This is a genomic window from Streptomyces sp. CBMA123, assembly GCF_014596465.1.
Lineage (GTDB): Bacteria > Actinomycetota > Actinomycetes > Streptomycetales > Streptomycetaceae > Kitasatospora.
This window is the reverse complement of record NZ_MECK01000479.1, coordinates 22,340-45,425: the sequence shown is the minus strand read 5'-3', so window position 1 is coordinate 45,425 and position 23,086 is coordinate 22,340. Positions and strand designations below refer to the sequence as shown.

The 23,086-nt window shown below is 73.0% G+C and carries 25 protein-coding genes; 14 read left to right on the top strand and 11 right to left on the bottom strand.

Features of this window, described 5'->3' with window-relative positions:
* The 5 genes from BG452_RS34875 to BG452_RS34860 form a co-directional block, all read left to right on the top strand.
* Window positions 1-713 (top strand): polysaccharide lyase (locus tag BG452_RS34875; protein WP_223243161.1); only part of this gene is annotated, 713 nt, incomplete at its 5' end.
* A gap of 17 nt (window positions 714-730) precedes the next feature.
* On the top strand, window positions 731-865 hold the full coding sequence (locus BG452_RS47375) for a hypothetical protein (RefSeq protein WP_262986090.1): 135 nt from the start codon (window positions 731-733) through the stop codon (window positions 863-865).
* Between the two features lie 296 nt (window positions 866-1,161).
* A complete protein-coding gene (locus BG452_RS34870) occupies window positions 1,162-2,364 on the top strand; it encodes an MFS transporter (protein ID WP_188308348.1) in 1,203 nt (400 codons plus the stop codon).
* An 80-nt stretch (window positions 2,365-2,444) separates the two neighbouring features.
* A complete protein-coding gene (locus BG452_RS34865) occupies window positions 2,445-2,780 on the top strand; it encodes an ArsR/SmtB family transcription factor (protein WP_223243165.1) in 336 nt (111 codons plus the stop codon).
* Between the two features lie 111 nt (window positions 2,781-2,891).
* The gene (locus tag BG452_RS34860) at window positions 2,892-4,424 is read left to right on the top strand and encodes an MFS transporter (RefSeq protein WP_188308346.1); all 1,533 of its coding nucleotides are present in this window, start codon (window positions 2,892-2,894) and stop codon (window positions 4,422-4,424) included.
* Here the strand turns inward: BG452_RS34860 and BG452_RS34855 are convergent.
* The 4 genes from BG452_RS34855 to rpe form a co-directional block, all read right to left on the bottom strand.
* Window positions 4,354-4,680, bottom strand: coding sequence for a hypothetical protein (locus BG452_RS34855; RefSeq protein ID WP_188308345.1), 327 nt, complete (start codon window positions 4,678-4,680; stop codon window positions 4,354-4,356). The genes BG452_RS34860 and BG452_RS34855 overlap by 71 nt on opposite strands.
* 253 nt (window positions 4,681-4,933) lie before the next feature.
* On the bottom strand, window positions 4,934-5,452 hold the full coding sequence (locus BG452_RS34850; protein ID WP_188308344.1) for a MarR family winged helix-turn-helix transcriptional regulator: 519 nt from the start codon (window positions 5,450-5,452) through the stop codon (window positions 4,934-4,936).
* A gap of 90 nt (window positions 5,453-5,542) precedes the next feature.
* A complete protein-coding gene (locus BG452_RS34845) occupies window positions 5,543-6,502 on the bottom strand; it encodes a pirin family protein (protein WP_188308343.1) in 960 nt (319 codons plus the stop codon).
* Between the two features lie 134 nt (window positions 6,503-6,636).
* A complete protein-coding gene (gene rpe / locus BG452_RS34840; RefSeq protein WP_188308342.1) occupies window positions 6,637-7,320 on the bottom strand; it encodes a ribulose-phosphate 3-epimerase in 684 nt (227 codons plus the stop codon).
* Window positions 7,321-7,579: 259 nt separating this feature from the next.
* On the opposite strand from rpe, the gene BG452_RS34835 reads away from it, so the two are divergent.
* Window positions 7,580-8,437: an SCO6745 family protein gene (locus BG452_RS34835; RefSeq protein ID WP_188308341.1), complete on the top strand. Its 858-nt coding sequence runs from the start codon at window positions 7,580-7,582 to the stop codon at window positions 8,435-8,437.
* 246 nt (window positions 8,438-8,683) lie between these two features.
* Entirely contained in the window at window positions 8,684-9,535 is an 852-nt protein-coding gene (locus BG452_RS34830) for an SCO6745 family protein (protein WP_188308340.1), read from the top strand.
* On the opposite strand, the gene BG452_RS34825 is transcribed toward BG452_RS34830, so the two are convergent.
* The 3 genes from BG452_RS34825 to BG452_RS34815 all read right to left on the bottom strand — a co-directional run bounded on the left by BG452_RS34825 (window position 9,505) and on the right by BG452_RS34815 (window position 11,557).
* Window positions 9,505-10,191 (bottom strand): C39 family peptidase, encoded by a 687-nt coding sequence (locus tag BG452_RS34825; RefSeq protein WP_188308339.1) that lies wholly within the window; start codon window positions 10,189-10,191, stop codon window positions 9,505-9,507. The two genes, BG452_RS34830 and BG452_RS34825, sit on opposite strands and share 31 nt — an antisense overlap.
* Window positions 10,192-10,227: 36 nt before the next feature.
* Window positions 10,228-10,806 carry a DUF4188 domain-containing protein gene (locus BG452_RS34820; RefSeq protein WP_188308351.1) on the bottom strand — a complete coding sequence of 193 codons (579 nt, stop codon included), beginning with the start codon at window positions 10,804-10,806 and terminating at the stop codon, window positions 10,228-10,230.
* A gap of 109 nt (window positions 10,807-10,915) precedes the next feature.
* Window positions 10,916-11,557, bottom strand: a complete 642-nt coding sequence (locus BG452_RS34815; RefSeq protein WP_188308338.1) for a TetR/AcrR family transcriptional regulator — start codon at window positions 11,555-11,557, stop codon at window positions 10,916-10,918.
* A 64-nt stretch (window positions 11,558-11,621) separates the two neighbouring features.
* On the opposite strand from BG452_RS34815, the gene BG452_RS34810 reads away from it, so the two are divergent.
* Window positions 11,622-12,068, top strand: coding sequence for a transcriptional regulator (locus BG452_RS34810; protein WP_188308337.1), 447 nt, complete (start codon window positions 11,622-11,624; stop codon window positions 12,066-12,068).
* 2 nt (window positions 12,069-12,070) lie between these two features.
* Here BG452_RS34810 and BG452_RS34805 read toward each other — a convergent pair whose 3' ends face one another.
* Entirely contained in the window at window positions 12,071-12,775 is a 705-nt protein-coding gene (locus BG452_RS34805) for a Crp/Fnr family transcriptional regulator (protein ID WP_188308336.1), read from the bottom strand.
* Window positions 12,776-13,038: 263 nt separating this feature from the next.
* On the opposite strand from BG452_RS34805, the gene BG452_RS34800 reads away from it, so the two are divergent.
* The 5 genes from BG452_RS34800 to BG452_RS34780 all read left to right on the top strand — a co-directional run bounded on the left by BG452_RS34800 (window position 13,039) and on the right by BG452_RS34780 (window position 19,246).
* A complete protein-coding gene (locus BG452_RS34800; RefSeq protein ID WP_188308335.1) occupies window positions 13,039-13,785 on the top strand; it encodes a hypothetical protein in 747 nt (248 codons plus the stop codon).
* A 26-nt stretch (window positions 13,786-13,811) separates the two neighbouring features.
* Window positions 13,812-14,561 carry a hypothetical protein gene (locus BG452_RS34795; RefSeq protein WP_188308334.1) on the top strand — a complete coding sequence of 250 codons (750 nt, stop codon included), beginning with the start codon at window positions 13,812-13,814 and terminating at the stop codon, window positions 14,559-14,561.
* Window positions 14,558-14,857 (top strand): helix-turn-helix domain-containing protein, encoded by a 300-nt coding sequence (locus BG452_RS34790; protein ID WP_317621369.1) that lies wholly within the window; start codon window positions 14,558-14,560, stop codon window positions 14,855-14,857. Before BG452_RS34795 ends, BG452_RS34790 begins: the two co-directional genes overlap by 4 nt.
* A complete protein-coding gene (locus BG452_RS34785; protein WP_188308333.1) occupies window positions 14,857-15,984 on the top strand; it encodes a hypothetical protein in 1,128 nt (375 codons plus the stop codon). The genes BG452_RS34790 and BG452_RS34785 overlap by 1 nt, the downstream gene beginning before the upstream one ends.
* A 169-nt stretch (window positions 15,985-16,153) precedes the next feature.
* A complete protein-coding gene (locus BG452_RS34780; RefSeq protein WP_188308332.1) occupies window positions 16,154-19,246 on the top strand; it encodes a hypothetical protein in 3,093 nt (1,030 codons plus the stop codon).
* 56 nt (window positions 19,247-19,302) lie between these two features.
* Here the strand turns inward: BG452_RS34780 and BG452_RS34775 are convergent, their stop codons facing one another.
* The 3 genes from BG452_RS34775 to BG452_RS34765 all read right to left on the bottom strand — a co-directional run bounded on the left by BG452_RS34775 (window position 19,303) and on the right by BG452_RS34765 (window position 22,177).
* A complete protein-coding gene (locus BG452_RS34775; RefSeq protein ID WP_188308331.1) occupies window positions 19,303-20,289 on the bottom strand; it encodes an aldo/keto reductase in 987 nt (328 codons plus the stop codon).
* 83 nt (window positions 20,290-20,372) lie between these two features.
* Window positions 20,373-21,200 carry an ABC transporter permease gene (locus BG452_RS34770; RefSeq protein ID WP_188308330.1) on the bottom strand — a complete coding sequence of 276 codons (828 nt, stop codon included), beginning with the start codon at window positions 21,198-21,200 and terminating at the stop codon, window positions 20,373-20,375.
* A complete protein-coding gene (locus tag BG452_RS34765; RefSeq protein WP_188308329.1) occupies window positions 21,200-22,177 on the bottom strand; it encodes an ATP-binding cassette domain-containing protein in 978 nt (325 codons plus the stop codon). Before BG452_RS34765 ends, BG452_RS34770 begins: the two co-directional genes overlap by 1 nt.
* Window positions 22,178-22,338: 161 nt before the next feature.
* Here BG452_RS34765 and BG452_RS34760 point away from each other — a divergent pair, with 161 nt between their 5' ends.
* Window positions 22,339-23,034: a TetR/AcrR family transcriptional regulator gene (locus tag BG452_RS34760; protein WP_317621368.1), complete on the top strand. Its 696-nt coding sequence runs from the start codon at window positions 22,339-22,341 to the stop codon at window positions 23,032-23,034.
* Window positions 23,035-23,086 lie beyond the last annotated feature (52 nt).

Below are 23,086 nucleotides of genomic sequence, written 5' to 3'. Positions count from 1 at the left end.
AGCGCGCCTGGGGCGTGGCCGGCCAAGGCGCCTGGGGCGCGGCGGACTTCGGCGCCGTCGACGACCCGGCCGCCCCCGGCGGCGGCCCGGCGCTGCGGGTGACGTACGGCGCGGGCTCCTCCGCCGACTCCTGCACCGACTGCCCCAACCCGGGCGGCGGCCAGTTCTACACCGACCTGAACACCCTCGGCCTGTCCGCGCTCGCCCAGGGCCCCACCCTGGACCTCAAGTACTCCGTCCGGTTCCCCGCCGGCCGCGACTGGGGCAAGGCCGGCAAGCTGCCCGGCCTGTACGGCGGCACGATCGGCCAGGAGTCCGGCGGCAACCACGGCGCCGGCTGGTCCACCCGCTACATGTGGCGCACCGCCAAGGGCAGCCCCGACAACGGCGAGGTCTACCTGTACACCCCGACCGACTCCGGCCCCACCGGCTACGGCGTGGACGAGGGCCTGGGCGACTGGCACTTCCAGGCGGACGGCCGCTGGCACACCGTCGAGCAGCTGGTGAACCGCCGCACCGGCGACATCACCGTCTGGTACGACGGCCGTCAGGTGCACGCGGCCACCGGCACCGCCTCCGGCATCGGCTCGATCCCCTTCGGCGGGGTGCTGTTCTCCACCTTCTACGGCGGCCACGACACCAGTTGGGGCCCGGCGAGCACCCAGCAGGCGTACTTCGCGGACTTCTCGCTCTCCGCCGGCGTCCAGCACTGACGGGCGGCTGGGCCGGGGTGTGCGGTCCGGCGATCTCGCTGTACGCGCCGAACTCCGGCTGGACGGCCCGGGAGTTCGCGCCGAACGCCCGGCTGTACGGTGTGGTGGTGGCCGCCGTCTCGCCGGCGGCCAAGGGGCTGCGCCCGAACTGAGCGCGTCCGCCTGGGGGTTGGTGACCGCGGCACTGGCCGGCGCGGCGGTGGCGAACCGGCTGCCGGCCGCCCGGGTGCCGGAGCGGCGAGCCCGCGCGGTGGTGCTGGGGCCGGCCCTCGCGGGCGGTCTGACCACCTCGTCAAGGGGGTTTCCGGACTCTGAGACCTCCGGCTGGGAATGCTCTGTGAAGGGGCGGCCAAATCTGTAGCGGTCATGCCATACTGCGTCGGTGACTCCAGCCAGCCCAGCGACATCCGCGCCCCGCACCAGGCCCCAACTGGGCCGGAAATTCGCCATGCTGTGGTCGGCCTCGTCGATCTCAGCGGTCGGCGACGGCATGCGTGACTCGTCGCTGCCGCTGCTCGCCCTGGCCATCTCGGACTCCCCGTCCTCGGTGTCCGTCGTCGCGGTGGCCGGATCGCTGCCCTGGCTGCTGATGGCCCTGTTCGGCGGCGTCATCGCCGACCGCTTCGACCGCCGCCGGCTGATGTGGACGATCGACCTCGGCCGGGCCGCCATCGTGCTGGGCTTCGCCGCCTGGGTCTTCTCCACCAGCCCGCCGCTGGCCCTGCTCGCCGCCCTGGCCTTCATCCTCGGCTGCGGTGAGACGGTGTTCGTCAACGCCGCCACCTCGACCATCCCGGACGTGGTCCGCTCCGACCAACTGGACGTCGCCAACGGCCGGCTGCAGGGCGGCCTGCTGGTCGGCCGGATGATCGGCCCGCTGGTCGGCACCACCCTGTTCGCCCTCGCCGCCGGCTACCCGTTCACGGTGGACGGCCTGTCCTTCGCGCTCGCCGCCACCCTGGTCGCCCTGACCGGCCGCTCCGGCGCGCCCCGGGCGAAGTCCGAGCGCCGGGTGATGACGGAGGTCCGCGAGGGCGTCCGCTGGCTGTACCGGCACCGGCAACTGCGCCTGGTCGCCTCGCTCTCCGCCCTGGCCGCCGGTGCCTCCTCACTCGGCATCACCATGATGGCGCTACTGGTCACCCGGACCCTGCACGAGCCCACCTGGGCCTACGGCGCCGTCCTGGCCACCGGCGTGGCCGGCGGCACGGCGGCCAGCATGCTGGCCGGCCGGATCAGCGAACGGCTGAGCCGGCGGGCCCGGATCACCCTCTCCTTCGTCCTGATGGGCTCGTCGCTGCTGCTGATGGGCCTGAGCCCCTCGGTGTTCGTGGTGGCGCCGCTGTTCGCGGTCGGCAACTTCGGGGTGGTCACCTGGAACGTCCAGGCGATCTCGCTGCGCCAGCAGACCGTGCCGAAGGAGCTGCTCGGCCGGGTCAACAGCTGCTACCTGATGCTCTCCCGGATCGGGATGCTCATCGGCGCGAGCCTCAGCGGCTGGATCGGCTCCACCGTCAGCGTCCGCACCCCGATCGTGATGGCCGGCGCCCTGATCCTCGCCGCGCTGGTCGCGATCCCGCGGATGGGCGACCTCGAACCCGCCCCGGCGCCCGCCGCCGAGGAGCAGCCGGTCGAGCAGCCGGCCCGCTGACCCCACCGCGACCCGTTTCCGTCCTCATGAGCGCACCTGCGCACACGCCCTACGATGGCGCCATGAGTTCCGGCACCCCCATGGCAGATGCGCACCGCTCGCAGCAGCGGGCCGAGGCCCGGCTGGACGTCGCCGCGTCCGTGCTCTCCCTACTCGCCGACCGCACCCGGCTGGCGCTGCTGGAGCGCCTCGGCCGGGGCGAGGCGGACGTGACCACGCTGACCGAGGCGACCGGCGCCGCCCGCCCCTCGGTCAGCCAGCACCTGGCCAAGCTGCGCCTGGCCGGGCTGGTCGCCACCCGCAAGGACGGGCGGCGGGTGGTCTACTCACTGCGGCACGGGCACCTTCGCCGGCTGGTGGACGAGGCGCTGAACGTCGCCGACCACCAGATCGGCCACCTGCCGCCGCACGACTGAGCCCGACCCCCTCCCCGGCGCCGGCCGCCCCCTCGGAAATAGGTGCACAAGTACGCACGCATTGGCTACGATGGGCACACCGCCACCCCCTCGCCGCCCCGGGACGGGCCCATGCTGACCGTGCTGCGCAACCGCACCTACCGCCATCTGTTCACGGCCCAGGTCGTCGCCCTGGTCGGCACCGGCCTGGCCACCGTGGCGCTCTCGCTGCTGGCGTACTCGGTCGCCGGGAGCGACGCCTCGGCGGTGCTCGGCACCGCACTGGCGATCAAGATGATCGCCTACGTGACCGTCGCACCGGTCGCCGGAGCACTCGCCGGGCGGATCCCCCGGCGCACCCTGATGGTCGGGATGGACCTCACCCGGGCCGGGGTCGCACTCACCCTGCCGTTCGTGGACCGGGTCTGGCAGATCTACCTGCTGATCTTCCTGCTCCAGGCCGCCTCCGCCGCCTTCACCCCGACCTTCCAGGCCACCATCCCGGAGGTGCTGCCCGCCGAACGCGACTACACCCGGGCGCTGTCGATGTCCCGGCTGGCCTACGACCTCGAATCGCTGTTCAGCCCGGCGCTCGCCGCGCTGCTGCTGTCGGTGATCCCGTACAACTGGCTGTTCGCCGGGACGACGGCGGGCTTCCTCGCCTCCGCCGCCCTGGTCGTCTCCGTCGTCCTGCCCAAGCCCGAGCCCGAGCCCGTGCCCGAGCCCGAGCCCGTGCCCGAGCCGCAGGCCGCACCGCAGCGCACGGCGCAGGCCGCACCGCAGCCCACGCCGGCCGACCGTGGCGGCGGGCTCTACCGCAAGGCCGCCTTCGGCACCCGGCTGTTCCGGGCCACCCCCCGGCTGCGGGCGCTGCTCGCACTGGACCTCGCGGTGGCGGCGGCCGGCGCGATCGTCTTCGTCGACACCGTCAACGTGGTCCGCGACCACTTCCACCGCCCGGCCGGGGCCGTCTCACTGGCGCTCGGCGCGTACGGCGTCGGCTCGATGCTCGCCGCGCTGCTGCTGCCCCGGCTGCTGGCCCGGGTCGGCGACCGGTCGGTGATGCTGCCCGCCGCCTTCGCCCTGCCCTGCGTGCTGGCCGCCGTCACCGTGATCACCGCCGCACCGGCCGGCCCGGGCGGCTGGTACGCCCTGCTCGCCACCTGGGCCCTGGTCGGCGCCGGCAGCTCGGCCGTCCTGACGCCCAGCGGCCGGGTCCTCCGCCGCTCCGCCGCCGACCCCGACCTGCCCGCCGCCTTCGCCGCCCAGTTCTCCCTCTCGCACGGCTGCTGGCTGCTCACCTACCCGCTGGCCGGCTGGCTCGCCGCCGGCGCCGGCCTCCCGGTCACCGCCGTCGTCCTGGGCGCGGTCGCGCTCGCCGCCGCACTGGCCGCAACCGCCCTGTGGCCCGCCCGCGACCCGGACGCCCTCCCCCACCTCCACGCCGACCTGCCCGCCGGCCACCCCCACCTCACCGACGCCCACCCGGCCGCCGGCGGCGCGTGGCAGCACGGCCACCACTACGTCATCGACCAGCACCACCCCAGCTGGCCCCGGGCCCACCGCGCCGCGCTCGCCTGGCGGCCGCGAGGGTCTAACCCCGGGTCACCTCGATCCGGTGCGCGGCCATCGCCGCGATCAACCGCTCCGGCTCGTCGGGGGTGATCACCGGCTTGACCCGCCCGCCGAGGTCGAGGACGAAGGCGACGCTCTTGTCCACCCGCCCCAGGTCGAGGTTGAAGTAGTGCACGAAGTCCCCGGAGCCCCAGATCCGCCACCGCCCGCCGAGCCGGGTCAGCGGCACCTGCTGCAGCCCGCGGATCCGCTCGTACGGGATGCGCTTGGCGGACGCCAGCGGGAAGTAGTACCGGCGAATCACGAGCTCACGCGGGGTGCACGTCACCAGACCGTCGTTGTACATGCGGGCCAGGCTAGACCCGGGCCCCGCCGCGAGTGCCGCCATCGAAGGCCGGTCCGGGCAGGTCCGCCCGGACGTCGCATTGGGGGGACTACCTGGTGATACGCATTCCGCCCGCCGCCTACCGCCGACGCCGCCCGCCCCCCTGCGGTCAGCCGCCGCCGATGAACCCGAGCAGGGCCCGGAAGTCGAACGGCTCCCGCGCGGGCAGCCGGATGTCCCTCAGGTGCGGGGACCCGGCCTCCGTCGTCACGGCTCAGCCCTCCGCACGGGTGGCCGGCGCACCGGAGCCGAACGGCGCGCACCACGCCTCGGACAGCGCGTTCAGCACCCCGAGCGCGGCCCCGCGCGGGGCGGGCGCGAAGAACGCGGCGTCGGCCCGCTCCACCGCCTCCATCGCGTCCACCAGCAGCGCCGCCGCGGCCCCGGTGACCCGCACCCGCTTGGCCCGGCTGTCCGCCGGATCGGGCACCCGCTCGACCAGCCCCTTGCCCTCCAGGGTGCGCAGCACCTGGCTGGTCATCATCGGATCGGTGCCGGAGTGCTCGGCCAGCCGCCGCTGGGTGGGCGGCCCCTCCTGCTCCCCGAGCCGGCCCGCCCCGGCCAGCAGCACGAACTGCACATGCGTCAGGCCGTACGGCCGCAGCGCGGCGGCGAGCGCCCGCTGCCAGCTCAGCGTGACGCGCCAGAGCAGGAAGCCCGGACTCTCCCCCGGCTTCGCGGCCCGCTCGAACCCGGCCTCCGACCCGTTCCGCACGACGGACGGTTCCCCCATGGTGCTCACTCCCCCTCGATCTACTATGCGCATTTACCATATCGGCCGCAGTCCCCCCTGGCGAGCCCTTTTACCCTTCCCGACCTCCCCTCAGCGCTCCCGGCCGCGCGCCTTCAGCGGCGCGTCCGGCAGCTCCGGGGCGGCCAGCCGGGCACCGTCGTAGCCGTGGACCTCACCGAAGCGGTCGCCGGTCATCCAGTCGGCGCGGGCCCGGGCGATGTCCTCGGTCGAGCGGCCGATGAAGTTCCACCACATGACGATCCGCTCCTCGAAGGGCGCGCCGCCGAGGAGCAGCGCCGAGGCCTCCGAGCGGGCGAGGAGCGGGAGTTCGCGGCGGCCGCAGCCGAGGTAGAGCAGCGAGCCGGGTTCGACCGGGACGCCGTCGACGTCGATCCGGCCGGTCATGGCGAGGACGGCGTACTCGAACCCGGGGACCAGCGGGAGACGCAGGTCCGTCCCGTCGGCGAGGGCGAGGTCGGCGCCGACCAGCGGGGTGTGGGTGGTGCCCGGGGAGGTGGCGGTGTCCAGGGTGCCGAGGATGACGGTGGCGCGCAGGCCCGGGGCGGTGACCACGGGCAGTTCGGGGTGGTGCTCGAAGGAGGGGGCGGTGTGCCGGTGGGCGCCCGGGAGGGCGACCCAGAGCTGGGCACCGTGCAGGAAGCGGGCGTGCGGGCGCGGGGACTCCTCGGAGTGGGAGATCGCCCGGCCGGAGGTCATCAGGCCCAGCTCGTAGGGCCGGATGGCCTGCAGGCTGCCGAGGCTGTCGCGGTGCAGCACCTCGCCCTGGTGGAGCCAGCTGACCGTCTGCAGGCCCGCGTGCGGGTGCGGCGGGACCCGCATGCCGGGCTCGCCGGCGATGTCGTCCGGGCCGTAGTGGTCCACGAAGCACCAGGCGCCGACCATCCGGCGACCCAGACTGGGGAGCAGTCGACGCACCATCGTGCTTTCGCCGAGCGGGACTTGACGACCCGTCAGCAAGTCCTTCACCGGCCCGCCGCTGGCCTCGCGGCCGCAGTCGGTCGGGGCGGGCCTGAGGTCGAGGTTGCTCATCGCGGTACCACCACCGTACGAGGAGGGCCGGGCGGGAGAGGCGTACACCGTCACCGATCATCCGGCACGGTACGACGTTCCTCCACCCGCGCCCGGCCATCCGGCGGTGCGGCCGCTCCGGGCGGGCGGGCGCCTCAGTGCTCGCAGGCCCACCAGGCGACCGCCGAGGACTTGTCGGCCAGCTCGCGCAGGTTGCGGACGGCCGCGGCCGGGTCCTCCGCCCCGTAGACGGCCGAGCCGGCCACGAAGACGTCCGCGCCGGCCTCGGCGCAGCGCTCGATGGTGGCCGCGGAGACGCCGCCGTCGACCTGCAGCCACAGCTCCAGGCCGTGCCTGGCGATCAGCTCCCGGGTGCGGCGGATCTTCGGCAGCATGATGTCCAGGAAGGCCTGGCCGCCGAAGCCGGGCTCGACCGTCATGATCAACAGCATGTCCAGCTCGGGCAGCAGGTCCTCGTACGGCTCGATCGGGGTGCCCGGCTTGAGCGCCATCGAGGCGCGGGCGCCCTTGGCCCGGATCTCGCGGGCCAGCCGGACGGGCGCGGCGGCGGCCTCGACGTGGAAGGTGATCGAGCCGGCACCGGCCTCGATGTACTGCGGGGCCCAGCGGTCCGGGTCCTCGATCATGAGGTGGCAGTCGAGCGGGATGTCGGTGGCCCGGGCGAGCGACTCGACCACCGGGACGCCCAGGGTCAGGTTCGGCACGAAGTGGTTGTCCATGACGTCCACGTGCAGCCAGTCGGAACCCCGGACGGCCTCGGCCTCGTCGGCGAGCCGGGCGAAGTCCGCGGACAGGATGCTGGGGTTGATCTGGGCCATGACCGACTACCTTCGTACGGGGGTTTGCGAGGGCCGGACGCCCGAGGGCGCCCGCGTCCCATCATCTCGTGCCGGGCCACCGGCGGGCGCACCCCCGGTGCACCGCGTGACGGTGATCACACCCGCTCCGGGGGTTACCGGGGCCGCTGCCGTGGCCATCAGCACCTGAGCGGTCGGGTGCCCGCCCGGCCGCCCCGGCCGGCCGCGTCCGCCTGGTCGCCCCGGCCGGCCGTCGAGCCCCCACGAGGAAGGCCTCCCGATGTCCGATCCCGCCGTTCCCCCCGCCCGCGCCCTGTGGTGGCTCTACGAGCCGGTGCACGCCGTCACCTTCCTCCAGCCCGAGAGCCGGGTGGCCTTCGAGGCGGCCGGGCTGGACGGCGGCTGGCGCGGTTACTTCGCCGCCCGCTCGGCCCCGCTCGGTGCGGTGGACGCCCCGCCGGTGATCGCCGCGTTCTTCAGCTTCGCCCCGGCGATGGTCGAGCACGCCCTGCCCGAGGCGTGGACCCACGCGAGCCCTGAGCAGGCGCTGGCCGCCCGGGCCGGCGGCTCGGCGGCGGCGCTGACCCGACTGCTGGCACAGGTGGAGCCCGGGCGGATCGAGTCGGCGGCGACGGCCCTGGAGGAGGCGGTGGCCCGGCTGGACTGTGCCGGCCGGGTGCTGGCCGCCGCCAACGCCGCGCTCCCCCGGCCCGCCGACGCCCACGGGCGGCTGTGGCAGGCCGCGACCGTGCTGCGCGAGCACCGCGGGGACGGCCATGTGGCCGCGCTGGTCACCGCCGGGCTGGACGGCTGCGAGGCGTCGGTGCTGCACTGCGCGGCGGACACCCGCCGCCAGGTGCTCCAGCCGATGCGCGGCTGGACGGACCAGGAGTGGGAGGCCGCCGCCGCGCGCCTGGCCGAACGCGGCTGGCTGACCGCCGCCGGCACGGTCACCGAACTGGGCCGGATCCGCCGCCAGGCCCTGGAGGCGGCCACCGACCTGGCCGCCGGCCGGGTCTGGGAGGGGCTGCCGGACGGCGAACTCGACCGCCTGACCGCCGTGTTGCGGCCGATCGCGGCACTCTGCCGCGCACAGCTGCCGGTCAACCCGCTCGCGATGCCGCCGGTGCGGCAGTAGCCGGCGCGCGGCGGCCCTCGCCCGCCCCCGTGACCGCCCTTTCACCCGCCCCCACGGTCGCTGAGTGACCGGCATCACATCCCGCCGGGGATTACCGGGACCGCCCCCGTGGTCATCAGCAGGTGAACGGACCACGCACCCGCCCGAGCTGCCCCCGCACCCCGCCGCTCGGGTGACCACCCGTGCCGTGCCGTGCCGACCAGTCAAGCTCCCCGCCCGGAGCCCCGTCCCAGGGAAGGTCTCCCGATGGCCGATCTCGTCCATCCCGCCCGCGCGCTCTGGTGGCTCTTCGAGCCGGTGCACGCGGTCACCTACTTCCAGCCCGAGTGTCTCGACTCCTTCGAGGAGGCCGGGCTGCGCGGCTTCTGGCGCGGCTACTTCGCCGGGCGCTCGGCCCCGCTCGGCGCGGTGGACGCCCCGCCGGTGATCGGCGCGTTCTTCAACTTCGCCCCGGCGATGGTCGAGCGCGCCCTGCCCGCGGTCTGGTCGCTGGCCGGCCCGGAGGAGGCGCTGGCCGCCCGCGGCAAGGGTGCCGGCGCCGCGCTGGCCCGGCTGCTGGAGCACGTGGACCGGGGCCAGGTCGAGCGGGCGGTCGAGACGCTGGAGCAGGCCGCGGCCCGACTGGACTGCGCCGGCCGGGTGCTGGCCGCCGCCAACGCCGCGCTCCCGCCGCCGACCGGCCTGTACGAGCGGCTCTGGCGGGCCGCCACCGTGATGCGCGAGCACCGCGGGGACGGCCATGTGGCCGCGCTGGTCACCGCCGGGCTGGACGGCTGCGAGGCGCTGGTGATGCGCTGTGCGATGGACATGCGCCGCGAGCAGCTCCAGCCGGTGCGCGGCTGGACGGACGAGCAGTGGGATGCGGCCGCCGCGCGCCTGGTCGAGCGCGGCTGGCTGACCGCCGCCGGCACGGTCACCGAACTCGGCCGGATCCGCCACCAGGCCCTGGAGGCCGCCACCGACCTGGCCGCCGCCCGGGTCTGGGAGGACTACCCGCGGGCCGAACTCGACGGGCTGGCCGCCGCGTTGAAGCCGATCTCGGCGCTGTGCCGGAGCAGCCTGCCGTTCTACCCGGTGGGGCTCCCGGACAACACCTGACCGTCGACGGCGCCGGGCGGGCCCAGCACGATCCCCCGCCCGGCGTAGAACTGCCCGAACGAGCGCCACGGCACCCGGGCGAAGGCCTGCGACTCCCCCGGGAAGCCGGAGGGGTTGTGGATCAGCAGCGCCGTCTCGGTGGCGCCCACCGCCAGCACCAGGTGGCCGCCGCGCCGGACCGGCTCCGGACCGCCCGGCTCCCGGATCGACGGGTGCACCGACAGCATCACCAGCCGCCCGTCCGCCACCTCGGCCCCCACCTGGGCGGGGCTCAACTCGGCGGCCCGGGCGGCCAGTCCCCAGCGCCGCCGGGCGTAGCCGGCGAACGGCGTGTGGACCAGCCCGCGCAGGCTCTCACCGTCCCGGACGTACGCGCCGGCCGCCAGGCACTCGGCCGCCAGCGCCATCGCCGCCGGGGTCACGCCCCACCAGTGCTCCAGCGCCATCCGCAGGCAGGCCACCCCGCACAGCCGCCAGGACCACCACGCGTACTCCTCCGGGGTGGCCGCGCCCGACTGGCCCCAGCGCGGGTCACGCGCCGCGTCCAGCCGCCCGTCCACGATGTCCCGCACCAGCTCGGCGGACTCCCACTGCGCCCGGTACGGCACCTCGTGCACCACCCGCGCCGGTCGCGCGGCGCCGCCCTGATCGACCATCCCCCGACGCTCCCACACCGGGGCGGCCGGACGGACTCACGACACTCCCCGGGCCTGCGCGCCGTCCTCGGCGCCGTCCTGCGCACTGCCCTCCGCGCCGTCCTCTCCGCCGCTACCGTCCGCCGAGCGGTAGGCCAGGCGCTGGGCGGCGTGCCGGCCGCGCTCCTCCACCGGCACCTGGCCGGTGGCGCCGGCCAGACCGAAGGCCGGCATGTCGAAGTAGATCGACTCGTAGCCGCCCTCGGGGACGATGTACGTCTCGTGCCAGAGCCCGACGTGCCCGCGCAACCTGCCCTCCCGCACCATCCGGTTGGCGATGCCCCACACGGTGTGGTGGAAGCCGTCCGGCGCGGTCGCGTAGCGGTACAGGTGCTCCTTCGACTCCCAGTACTGGACGACGTAGTAGGTGCGCGGCGAGGCGGTGAGCAGGATCCGGCCGCGCAGGCCGCGTTCGGGGCTGCGGCGCAGCTCGTACAGCATCCGGAACATCGCGAACATCACCGGGCCCCAGTGGTGCACGGCCCAGAAGCGGTTGATCCGCATGCCGATCAGCAGCACCACGGTGTCGCCGGTGGCGGCGGCGGTGGTGTAGCCCGGCTGCGGCTTGGCGAACATCGAGCGGACGAACGTGTTACCCATCGGCATCGCGGCCTCCCGAACCCGTGCGCGTACGCGCGCCGGCGCCTCATGTAATCGGTGATTACATCAACGCCCGGAAACCCGGTCAAGGCCTGCCACAGCCACAATTCGACGACGGCTGAGGCGGATTGACGACCCCGCCGATCCCCCGACGGAAGGTGTCCAGCACCTGGACGACCAGTTCCTCGGCCCGCTCGGCCGGCAGGTAGCCGTCCACGATCATCTGCGCCAGCCCGTACACCAGCGCCTGCCCGGCCAGCAGCACCAGCCCCGGGTCCCCGGCACCCACCCGGCCCGCCGCCTGGTCCGCCACGACCAGCTCGGTGAACGCCCGGTCCAGACCGTCCAGTTGCTCCCGCAGCCGCGGATCCCGGTCGGCCGCGAACACCCGCGAACGCACCAGCTCGAACCGCCGCGGATAACGCATCGCGTACCGGACGAACCCCAGCCCGAGCGCCCGCATCGCCGACCCCCCGACCGCCTCGGCGGCCGCCACCTCCGCCTCCTGCCAGCGGGCGAAGTCCGCCAGCACCCGGTCCGCCACCGCCGCCAACAGCGCCTGCCGGTCGGCGAAGTGCCGGAACGGCGCCCCCGCCGACACCCCCGCCCGGCGCGCCACCTCCCGGACGCTCACCTTCTCCTGGCCCTGCTCGTCCACCACCTCGACCGCCGCCGCCACCAACGCCTCCGGCAGCGCCCCGTGGTGGTACCCGCTCCGCTCCGTCATGCCTGCCTTGCTACCACAACCACTCAGACCCATTCCCCCCTTCCCGCCCGCCGATCGGAGCCCGATGTCCACGCCCACGCCCCCTCCCACCAGTCGCGCCTCCGCATTCGCCGCCGCCTACGCGCTGCTCCGCGCCTCGGCCGATCTCGCGGATCACTGGATCCAAACCGACCACCAGGCCAGCACCAAGAGCGACCGCTCAGCAGCCGGCCGCCGCGCCTGCGCCGCTCACGTCACGGCCTACACCGCCACCCAGGCGGCCGCGCTGCTCCTGGGGGCCCGACTCCTGGGCCTGCGCCCGAAACCCCGCCGCCTCCTCGCGGCCCTGGCCCTCTCCTGCGCCACCCACTACCTCGCCGACCGCCGCGAACCCCTGCGCCGGGCGGCCGAGGCCACCCGGCGCGGAAACTTCCTCCGACTCGCCGACCACGGCATGAACGGCGCCTACATCCTCGACCAGTCCTGGCACCACGTCATCGAGACCTGCGCTGCCCTGATCCTCGCCGGCTGACCTCACCCGACCTGCGGATACCGCCCACCCAGCCGCTCCGCAGCAGCACGCAACCCGGCCGGGTCCGCCACCACCAGCAGCTTCCGACGCCCCTCCGGAGTTCCCCCGAACGGCAATTCGGCGGTGATCCGCCGCAAGGCCCTGGGGCCGATGCCGAGGCACCCCGCGATGTCCTTCCGGCTGACCTTCAGCCGGATACCGTCGGCCGCCTGCTCCGCCGTCCTCCGGTCGCCGAGCAGGGGCACCAGCACGCACGCGACCCGGGCCAGGTCGTCACCGGGCCTCGACAGCATCTGGGCCTCCCGCTCGCGGCCCGCGATGTACTCGGCGAGCTCGAGGCCGTACTCACTACGGAAATCCGCCCCCCGGAACAACTCCCCCGGCATGAGCGCCATCTCGCACTCGGTACAGGTCGTCACGCTCGCTGTCCGGACGCCGGAGCCGAGTACGGCCAGGTCCCCGAGGACGTCACCACAGCGCCGGAAGTTCCGCAGCCGCCACCGGTCCTCCGATCCGCCACCGATCTGATCGACCCTGAGCACCCCGTTCAGCACGAACATCACCTGCGCCCCCACGGTCCCTTGCCGCATCAACGACCGGTGCGCCGGAAGGCGGATGCGATCAAGCCCGGCGACCAGGGCCTTCCACCGTTCCGGCGTCACGATGTCCAGGAACGTCCGACTCGGGCCGAACAGCGCGGGCGGCATGGAGTTGTCACACGAAACCATGCCCGGAGCGTAGGGGAACCATCGCCAACCATCTTCCAGGTGAAGCAAGTTGCCTCAGGGACCCACCGCCGGGCCGACCTGGCTGCTATCCTCCCGCACCCCGGAGGGTGACCCAGCTCACATCAATAAGGAGCCGACGGCCCCCTACCGATCCGCTTCCGCCCACACACTCTTGGCCACCGACGCGCAGTCGGCCGTTGGACATCCCCCGTGGTTCCCCATGTCCCCGCCAGGAGACCGCCTTGCCCGAACCTCCCCAGCTCCCCGGCGACTCCAGCCAGCCCCTACCGCCGTACCACGCCCTGCTCGGGCTGGATGTGCGGGGCTTCACCGCGATGCCCGGCGTGGTGCACGCACCGGTGAGCGCCTATCTCGAGCCCCTCCTCGATGCCGCCTTCACCGCCGCCGGGCTGGACACTCTCCGAACGGCCAAGCGATTCATCTCCAACTCCGGCGACGGTCTGGCTCTCGGGTTCGCCCCGGAGCTCCTTCCGTTCGTCATCGACCCCGGACTGGACTGCCTCCGCAGGGAGCTCGCCCGGCACAACGCCGAGCCGAACCGTGTCCGCCTCCAGATGCGGGCCAGCCTCCACGCCGGCCACGTCATCGCCTCGGGGCTCCCCGGGGAGGGCAACGGTCCCGCCAGGAACGCCCTCCATCGATTGCTCGACTCCCGCGAACTCAAGGCTTTCCTGGCACACGCCAGTCCGGCGACCACCCACCTGGTGGCGATCCTCTCCGACCGGGTCTACCAGGACGCGGTCAGGCACCGCTACACCGGCCTGCACCCGGACCTCTTCAAGCGGATCCTGGCGACCGTTCCCGGCCGGGACGACAGCGAGTGGGCATGGGTCTACGTCCCCACCCCCTCCGGAAACCTCCTCGCCGCACCCGGTCACGACCGCCTCAGTCTGCCGAAGTGGCTCGCTCTCCTGGGCACGATCGGCCACCTGCACTCGACGATCCGACGCCTTTTCGACCGCGCCTGACGCCGTTCAACGAAAGGAACCGAACCGTGGCTCTGATCACCTACAACAGTGTCTTCGACGTCATCCACCAGCGAGTGACCACCGCCGCCCATCTGCGACCGACCGTCCTCACGATCGAGTTCGGCGGAGGGATCGCCCACCTCGACCTTCCTCAGGCCCACACGGCCCTTTGGGAGCGGCCGACGGGCAGCGAGCTGAGTCACGAAATCTGGCGGCAGGCCGTCGCGCTGGCCCAGCACGACGCGCTGGCGGCCGCCATCGGCTCGACCGACGTCACCGGCTGGGTCGAGGCCGTGGTCTGGCTCGCGCTGCCACGACTCCGGAAGGTCGTCCGCCAGGCCTCGGGCCGTCTGCGGGCGGACCGACGTGACCTCGAGTCCGAGCTCATGCTGGCCATCGTGGAACAGCTGGCCGAGATCTCTCCGGACGACCCCGATGTCGGCGGCCACTTGCTCCGGTTCGCTGCCCGGAGGGGCTGGGCCTTCGCGCGCGGCTCGGCCGACGAGCGCCCGACCGAAGACATCGCCGCCGTCGCCGATGCCCGGGGCGCCAGGACGACCGATGCCGCGTGGGAGCTCGTGATCACTCCCCCCGACAGCGCCGACGGCCTCGCGGCGCCGGTGCGATTCACCTCTCGGTCGGATCTCGAAGCGGCACGACTCAGTGAGCTCACCGAGCACCTCGGCCTGCGGGACGTCGTCCGTCGGACGCTCCGTCCGCACCGGGGTGCACGGCTCGGATCGCTCCCGCTGCGCCCGACGGAGGCGGTCCGTTGACCGCCCCGCACCCGCCTGGGGCGATGACCTTCCCCGAGTTGTTCGGTCTCCCTCTGGCCGTCGACGTCCGGACCGCCTCCCGTGCCTTCGGCATCTGCACCCAGACCGCGTACCGCCTCATCCAGCGCGGTGCCTTCCCCTGCCCGGTCGTCCGCACCGGCCGCCGCTACCGAGTGCCCACCGCAGGCATGCTCTCCGCCCTGGGCATCGAGGAGCTCCCGCTCTACGCAGAAGACCTGGACACCTGGGTGAGCGCACCGTCACTTCCCGGGCTCGACTGGAAGGACCTCTCGTGATGGCGATGCCCATGATCGCCCAGTCGGAGCCGCCCCGGCCGGACGGCGCCACAGAACTGCTGACCTGCTTGGTCGTCGGTCCCATCGGGAACCGGCACGCCGAGGTCGGCAGTACCGCCCGGGAGTCCTACGAGTCCTCCCTCGAAACCTTCGAGCAGGTCATCCGTCCCGCTTGCGCGGCCCTCGGGATCGAGCCGCTCCGCTCCGAACGGATCCAGCGGGCCGGTGAGATCACGGAGCTGATCTGTCGGCACGTGCTCCGGTCCGACATCGTCATCGCCGACGTCACCGGCGGAGACGCCGATGTCATGTACGAACTCGGCCTTCGTCATACGACCGGCCTCCCGACCATCCACATCGGCGAGCACGGCCGGCTCCCGTTCGACGTCTCGCCGATCCGAACGATCCTCTTCGAGCGTTCCCGCAGCGGCTTGGTGGCTGCTCGCAAGGAGTTGCAGAAGGCAGTGGACCGGGGTCTTCAGGAGGGGTGCTCCCCGCTCACCCCCGCCCGGATCCTGCTCGGCCTCCGCTCACGGGACGACGTCGCCGCACCCGAACGGGCCGAGGGCGACGCTGAGGGCCCACCGGGCCTGATCGACCGTTTCGCCGCCGTCGAGGCCGAGATGGACCTGATGACGCAGGGCATCGAGAGCATGACCGGTCTGGTCACCACCATTGCCGCGCTGGCGGAGAAGTTCGGGCCTGAGATGGAGCGCTCCACCGCGAAGGGCAGCCAGCCGTTCGCAGCACTCGCGGTGGCTCGGCGGTTCGCCACAGCCCTCGACCGGCCTGCCGCGGAGCTCAGGGCCTGCGCGGCGGATGTCGCCTCGCGCATGCCGGGGATCGACTCGACCGTGCACGCGTCACTCGACGTGTTCGACACGGCGCCGCAGCTGTCGGAAGGCACGGAGGCCCGCGACTTCCTGTTGCAGCTCATCGGTATGTCCCGGGCGGCGCGAGAAGGCCTGGAGACCCTCCGGCTGTTCAGGATGACGATGGAGTGGCTCACCACCACGAGCCGCGACCTCCGGGCTCCGGGCAGGGACATCATCTCCGCCCTGGACCTCCTCACCGAGACCATGTCCCGGGTCGAGACGTGGGACCGACGCGCCAACTCCCTCGTGTGACCTCCGGCGCACCCCGGCGGGCCCGGGAAGCCCGGTCTCCCGCGCCCGCCGTGCCCGAACACCACATTCGAGGTCGCTCTGCCCGCTGTCCTTCAGCAGCAGGGCGCCGCTGACCGAACGTCACGCACTCCTCGCCGTCGACGTGAACGAGATCCGGAGGCAAAGACCCGTGCGGGACGACGACCGCAGGACACCCCCCATCGAGACCGAGCGCTACATCCGCTTCCAGCTGGACCATCTGACCGCCAGGAACGAACACCACACCTTCGAGGAGATCAGCTACCGGATCGCACTGCGGCGGCTGAGCAGCAACATCGTGCCGGCCACCGGTCCGGTGAGTTCGGGTGGCGACCAGGGGCGCGACGCCGAGTCCTACTACACCAACCTGCCGCTCGAACTTCCCGGAGCGGGCGGATTCGTCGGACGGGCGACGACCGAACCGCTCGTGGTCGCCGCCTCGGTCCAGAAGGACCAGCTCGATGCCAAGATCCGCTCGGACCTGCGGTCCATCTGCGGCCGAGGTGAACGGGTCGCCCGGGTGGCCTTCTTCGCCGTGAGCGAGATCCCGGTCTCGGTCCGGCACCGCCTCCAGGAACACGCCCGGGAGACCCATCATGTCAGTCTGGAGATCTTCGACGGGCTCGCGGTGGCCCAGTTCCTGGCCGAGGGCGATCTGCTCTGGGTCGCACAGCGGTTCCTCGACCTTCCGTCCAACCTCGTGCCGGAGCTCCCCGGAGAACCTCAGCCCGACTGGTACACCCGGACACTCACCGCGCTGCGCGAACGCGAGTTCAAGCGGCTGGTCCCTGGTGCGCACTCCGAGATCCGCGACGGCCTGCGGCATGCCACGTTCGACGCCGAGGCCAGGGTGGACCTTCCGGAGTGGCTCGGCTACATGCGTGAGTTCGTCCGGGACCGCCCCGATGACGATCTGTCGGCCCGGGCCCGGTACGAGTGCGCCGTCGCGGTGCTCCGCGGACTCAACACACTCGACGGGGCCGAGGAAGACATCAGGGCGGTCGTTCAGCACGCCATGACGTCAGACCTCCCGTCCATCCTGGAGGACGCAAGCATCCTGTTGATGTACTGGGGCGGTGCGTGGCTCCGACGGCTGGGAACAGCCTTGCCGGAGGAGATCCGCCACTGCAACCTCCGACTCCGCGAGCGCGTCCGGTCGCTGCTGGACACCACGGACGTGGACGCACAACCGATCCGACGGGTGCGGCTCCTGTCCGTCGCGGCGCATCTGTGCCTGCATCCTCGCTGGACCGAGGTGGAGCGCCCCGAACCGGGTGTCCTGCCCACACCGGAGGAGGCCTCCGCCATCGCCCGGCGCATGCTCGAGGAGGAGGACATCGATCTCGTGCACCTTCCGGAGAACCGGCCACTCGATGTCAACGATGCCATGGGGTACCTCGCCCAGCTCGCCGCGCTCCTGCCGACGGCCCGGGCGTTCCCGGTGGGAAACGTCATCCAGCTCTTCGAACTGCTCGCCGCGTCGCTCGCGGACGACCCGCGCTACGAAGCCGTCCGCGACGCACTCGACACCGCCGAGGGCGCCACCGCGGGCGACAGTGCCATCGCCGCCCGGGCGAGAGCCCGGGCCATGTCCTTCCGTCGCGCCGGCAGACCCCTACAGGCCCTCCGGGAGCTGCACGACGTCAAGCTCAACTGGTGGCACGGGGACACCCTGCGCGGCTCGCTGCTCGCGATGCGGCTCATCGGACGGATCTACGGGGAACTCCGTCTGGTGTACGCCGCCAAGCAGTACTCACTCGCTGCCGCGCTGATCGCCCTGTCATCCGAGGACGAGTCCCTGCACGACCTGGTACCGGAGGCACTCACCGAAGCCATGCACCACGCCTACGCAGCCGGAATGTGGACCGATGCGACGGCCCTCGCGGGAATCGCCGTGAAGGCCCACGCTGCCCTGGCCGAACAGGCCTTCGACCGGGATGCCCACCCCGGCCTCGGAGCCGTCGACTTCGCCGCCCTCACGCCGCTGCTGACGGCCGAGCGCTTCCGGCCGGAGATCCTGCCGGTCCTCCGTTCGGCCTTGGACGACGCCGCCTTCGAGCGGGATCTCACCGAGGCGCTGGACGACGTCCGGCCGGCCTACACCTTCACCGAGGAAGGACTCACGACCGCCACCGACGAGCAGTTGGCCGGGCGACCGTTCGGTGACCTCGGGCCCCGGCGCACCCTGGCTTTCTCGGCCCTGGGAACGACCTGGTGGGTCTCCTGCCGGAACGACCGGGCCACCGTGCTCGCCGCCGAACGCCTGGTCGCCGCCGCACAGGTCCTGCTGGTCGAACTGGTGCCGCAGGATCCCGTCTTCCTGGTCCAGGACGTACGGATCGACGTCACCGTGGACACCGGCAGGCCCGGAGTGGTCTCGTTCGAACCGGGCAACGACGGCGTCACCTGCGCGGTCGCGCTCAGCCCGTACCACGAGTCGGCGGACCCGGCGGCCTTGGAGCACGAACTGGCGTCGACGCTCGTCTACCTCATCGCCCATCTCAGCGCCCGTCCCCCGAGGGCATTCATGGACACCGTGCGCCGAGCGTTCGAGAACGGATTGCACCACAAGCTCTACGTCGCGCGCCCCTACGACGAATCCGCCGCCCTCCTCGGTGAGTCGCACTACACGACGGCCGCCGGAGCACGGGTCGCCCCCTTGACGGGCCCGGGCTACCGGCCGGCCACTGCCGAAGTCCTCCGGGCCCGGAACGGGCCCGGGCCCGGATACGACCACGCCGCCGCCCTGGCGGAGATCCGCGACAACTACGCGTACTTCCCCACCCTGATCGACCGAACGCTTCCGCGGGCCCTGTCCGATCCCACGACGATCGTCGGCCTCCGCGAACTCCGCGACGAGGGCTGGCTGGACTGGCACCTGCTGCTGGCGATGACGAACATCTCGATCAATGTCCGGGCGCGTGCCGCGGGTCTGCTCACCCCCGACGTAGCTCCGGAGCGGCTGAAATCACTCACGCGGCAACGGGAGAGCGAGGGGTCGGTCTCGGTCGTCCTGTCGACGCTGACGCCGGAGGGCATGCGTTCGGCCCTCCGCACGGCAGCGCTCGCAGTCGGCCGCCGACGCTGGGGACTGGGTACGGCCGTCCGGACTCCCAATACCGAGGCCTTCGTCGAGCTGCTGAGGACCAGGTACGGGTTCGCGACCGATGACGTTCCGCATCGGGACCTCCTGGCAGCCGCCCTGGCCGACGACGGAACCGTGCTGCCGCTGATCGGGCCGTGAGCGTACGGCCTCTGGCCGAGGTCACGGGACCTTGACCAGAGGCCGGGTTCGGCCGCCTACCAGGCGTAGTCCTCCGGGGCGGGCTTGTGGCCGGGGAAGAGTTCGTCGAGGCGGTCCAGGGTCTTCTGGTCCAGCTCCAGGTCGAGCGCGGCGAGGGCGGCGTCGAGGTGGGCCGGGGTGCGGGGGCCGATGATCGGCGCGGTGACGGCCGGGCGGGAGAGCAGCCAGCCGAGGGCGAGGACGGCCGGGTCGGTGCCGAGTTCGTCGGCGAAGTCCTCGTAGGCCTGGAGCTGCTCGCGGTACTGGTCGAGGAGGTCGCTCGCGTAGCCCGTGGCGCTGCGGCCGCGGGTGCCCTCGCGCTCCTTGCGCAGGATGCCGCCGAGCAGGCCGCTGCGCAGCGGGGACCACGGGATCAGCCCGAGGCCGTAGTGCTGGAGGGCGGGAATGACCTCCAGTTCGACCGTCCGGTCGAGCAGGTTGTAGAGGGACTGCTCGCTGACCAGGCCGAGGAAGTGCCGGGAGCGGGCGGCCTCCTGGGCCCGGGCGAGGTGCCAGCCGGCGAAGTTGCTGGAGCCGACGTAGATGATCTTTCCCTGGGCGACCAGCAGCTCCATCGCCTGCCAGATCTCCTCCCAGGGCGTGGCCCGGTCGATGTGGTGCATCTGGTACAGGTCGATGTGGTCGGTCTGGAGCCGGCGCAGGCTGGCCTCGACGGCCTTGCGGATGGCGAGCGCGGAGAGCTTGCCCTCGTTGGGCCAGTCGCTCATGTTCGCGTAGGCCTTGGTGGCGAGGACGGTGCGCTCGCGGCGGCCGCCGCCCTGGGCGAACCAGCGGCCGATGATCTCCTCGGTGCGCCCCATGAGGTTGCCCTCGGGGTCGCGGCCGTAGGAGTTGGCGGTGTCGAAGAAGTTGATGCCGCGCTCGTGCGCGGTGTCCATCAGGCGGTGGGCGTCGGCTTCTTCGGTGTGGGGGCCGAAGTTCATGGTGCCGAGGCAGAGGCGGGAGACGGTCAGGCCGGTACGGCCGAGGTGGGTGTACTCCATGGCGCCCCACCTAAGGCCACACCGGCCGCGGTGTCCAGCACATTCCGGCGACCGGGCGGTTCACCGCCCGTGGTTGGCCGGCTTCACCGCCCGTGCGTGGCGAACTTCCGCACGGCCAGCGGCCCGCAGAGCACCAGCAGCGCGGCGCTCCACAGCAGCGTGGCCGGCACGGCGTGCTGCATCGGCCAGGCGGAGCCGGGCGCCGTCGGGTTGCCGAACAGCTCGCGGGCGGCCTCGACCACCGAGCTGATCGGGTTCCAGTCGGCGACCACCCGCAGCCAGCCGGGCATCCCGCCGGTGGGCACGTAGGCGTTGGTGACCATCGCCAACGGGAAGACGACGACGGAGAGTTGACCGGCCGCCTCCTCCTTGCCGACGGCCAGGCCGAGCAGGGTGCCGACCCAGGTCATCACGAACCGGAAGAGCAGTAGCAGCGCGAACGCCTCCAGCGCGTCGGCGGCGCCGTGCCGGGCGCGCCAGCCGGTGGCCAGCCCGACCAGCGTGAGCAGGGTCAGGACGACCACGGTCACCAGCAGGTCGGCGAGGGTCTGCCCGAGCAGCAGTCCGGTGCGGGAGACCGGCATCGAGCGCAGCCGGTCGGTGACCCCGCGGCCGACGTCGCGGGCGGCGCCGACCATGGTGGGCATGATGCCGTTGGTGGCGACCATGGCGAACAGTCCGGGCATCAGGAACTCCCGGTAGTCCCCGCCGCCGGGCACCTGCATGGCGCTGCCGAAGACGTACCCGAAGACCACCACCATGACCACCGGCACACCCAGCGAGGCGGCCAACAGGCCGGGCGAGTGGCGGTAGTTGAGCAGGATGCGGAGCATCGAGGTGCCGGTGTCGGAGACCAGCCGGGCGCCGGTCGAGGGGCGTGAGGCGGTGTACGCGGCGGTGGCGGTGGACATCAGGCGGCCCTTCCCAGATCGGCGTTCTCCCGGGACTTCCCGGTGAGCGCGAGGAACACGTCGTCCAGCGAGGGCGGCCGGACGGCGACGTCCTCGGCGATGACCCCGACGGCGTCCAACTCCCGCACCAGCGAGGGCAGCAGGACGTTCGCCCCGGGCCTGGTCAGCACCGTGACCGCCCGCTCGGCCACGTCCACCTGGGCATCGCCGCCGGACAGGGCAGACAACACCACGGCGGCGGCGCCGAGTTGGCCCGGGTCGGCCAGGGTCACGGAGACCTGGCTGCCGATCGCCGCCTTGAGCCGGTCCGGCGGACCGGTGGCGATCGCGGCGCCGTGGTCGACCACGACGACGTCGTCGGCCAGCCGGTCGGCCTCCTCCAGGTACTGGGTGGTGAGCAGCACGGTGGTGCCGCCGTCGGCCAACTCCTTGACGGTGGCCCAGATCTCCTGGCGGCTGCGCGGGTCGAGCCCGGTGGTGGGCTCGTCCAGGAAGAGCACCGGCGGACTGGTGACCAGGCTGGCGATCAGGTCGAGGCGCCGGCGCATGCCGCCGGAGTAGGTGCGGACCAGCCGGTCGCCGGCCTCGGCGAGGTCGAAGCGGGTCAGCAGTTCGTCGGCGCGCGCCCGGGCCCGGCGGGCACCGAGGCGGTGCAGCCGGCCGAAGAGGTGGAGGTTGTCACGACCGGTGATGCCCTCGTCCAGCGCGGCGTGCTGACCGGCGAGTCCGATCGCCCGCCGGACCTCCTCGGCGTTGCGGACGACGTCGTGCCCGGCGACCCGGACGGTGCCCCGGTCGGGGGCGACCAGGGTGGCGAGCACCCGCACGGCGGTGGTCTTGCCGGCGCCGTTGGGGCCGAGGAGGCCGCAGACGGCGCCGGCCGGGACGGTCAGGTCGAGGCCGCACAGGGCCTCGGTGGCCCCGAAGCGTTTCCGCACGCCCGCCATCTCGATGGCGGGTCGGGTGGTGTCGGACATGGCTCTGCCCTTCTCTAGGTACAGCGTACGTAGAAGTGCGCGCAGCCGCCATCGTACTACGTACGCCGTACGTATCTAAGATGGGGGAGCGAGGTGATCTTCCAGTGCCGTCCAGCAAGCCCCCGAACAGTCCAGCGCGACCCGAAGAACCCCAGAAGCCGGTGCCCCCCGAGGCCCCCGAACTGATCTGGCTGCGCCCCGAGCGCACCGGCCGCGGCCCCCGGCCGGCCCACAGCCGCGACTCGATCGCCGCGGCCGCCATCGCGATCGCCGACGCCGAGGGCCTGGACGCCGTCTCGATGCGCCGGGTCGCGGCCGCGCTCGGCGCGGGCACCATGTCGCTCTACAACTACGTGCCGAAGAAGGAGCACCTGCTCGACCTGATGCTCGACGCCGCCTGCGGCGAGTACCGGCTACCCCCCGCGCCCAGCGGCGACGTCCGGGCCGACCTCGCGAGCCTGGCCCACGAGCAGCTCACCCTCTTCCGCCGCCACCCGTGGCTGCCCGGCCTGGTCATCGCCCGCCCCGGCATCGGCCCCAACGCCCTGCGCTACACCGACCACTTCCTCGCCGTCACCGCCCCCACCGGCCTGCCGGGCGGCACCCGGATGGAGGCGATGGCGATGTTCAACGGCTTCATCTGCCAGTTCGCCCAGTACGAGCGGACGGCCGCCGCAGGCGCCAAGTGGCAGGCGGAGATGGTCGGTTACCTCACCCAGGCGGCGATGAGCGGCGCCTACCCCAACCTCGCCCAGGCCTTCGCCACCGCCGGCCCGCCCGCCGACCCGGACCAGGCCTTCGACCGCACCCTGGACCGGGTCATCCTCGCCATCCTGGCGCCCGCGACGGGGAGTTAGCCCAGAACGTCCCCCATCGGGGAGTCAGCTCCGGACGCCCCGCATCGGGAAG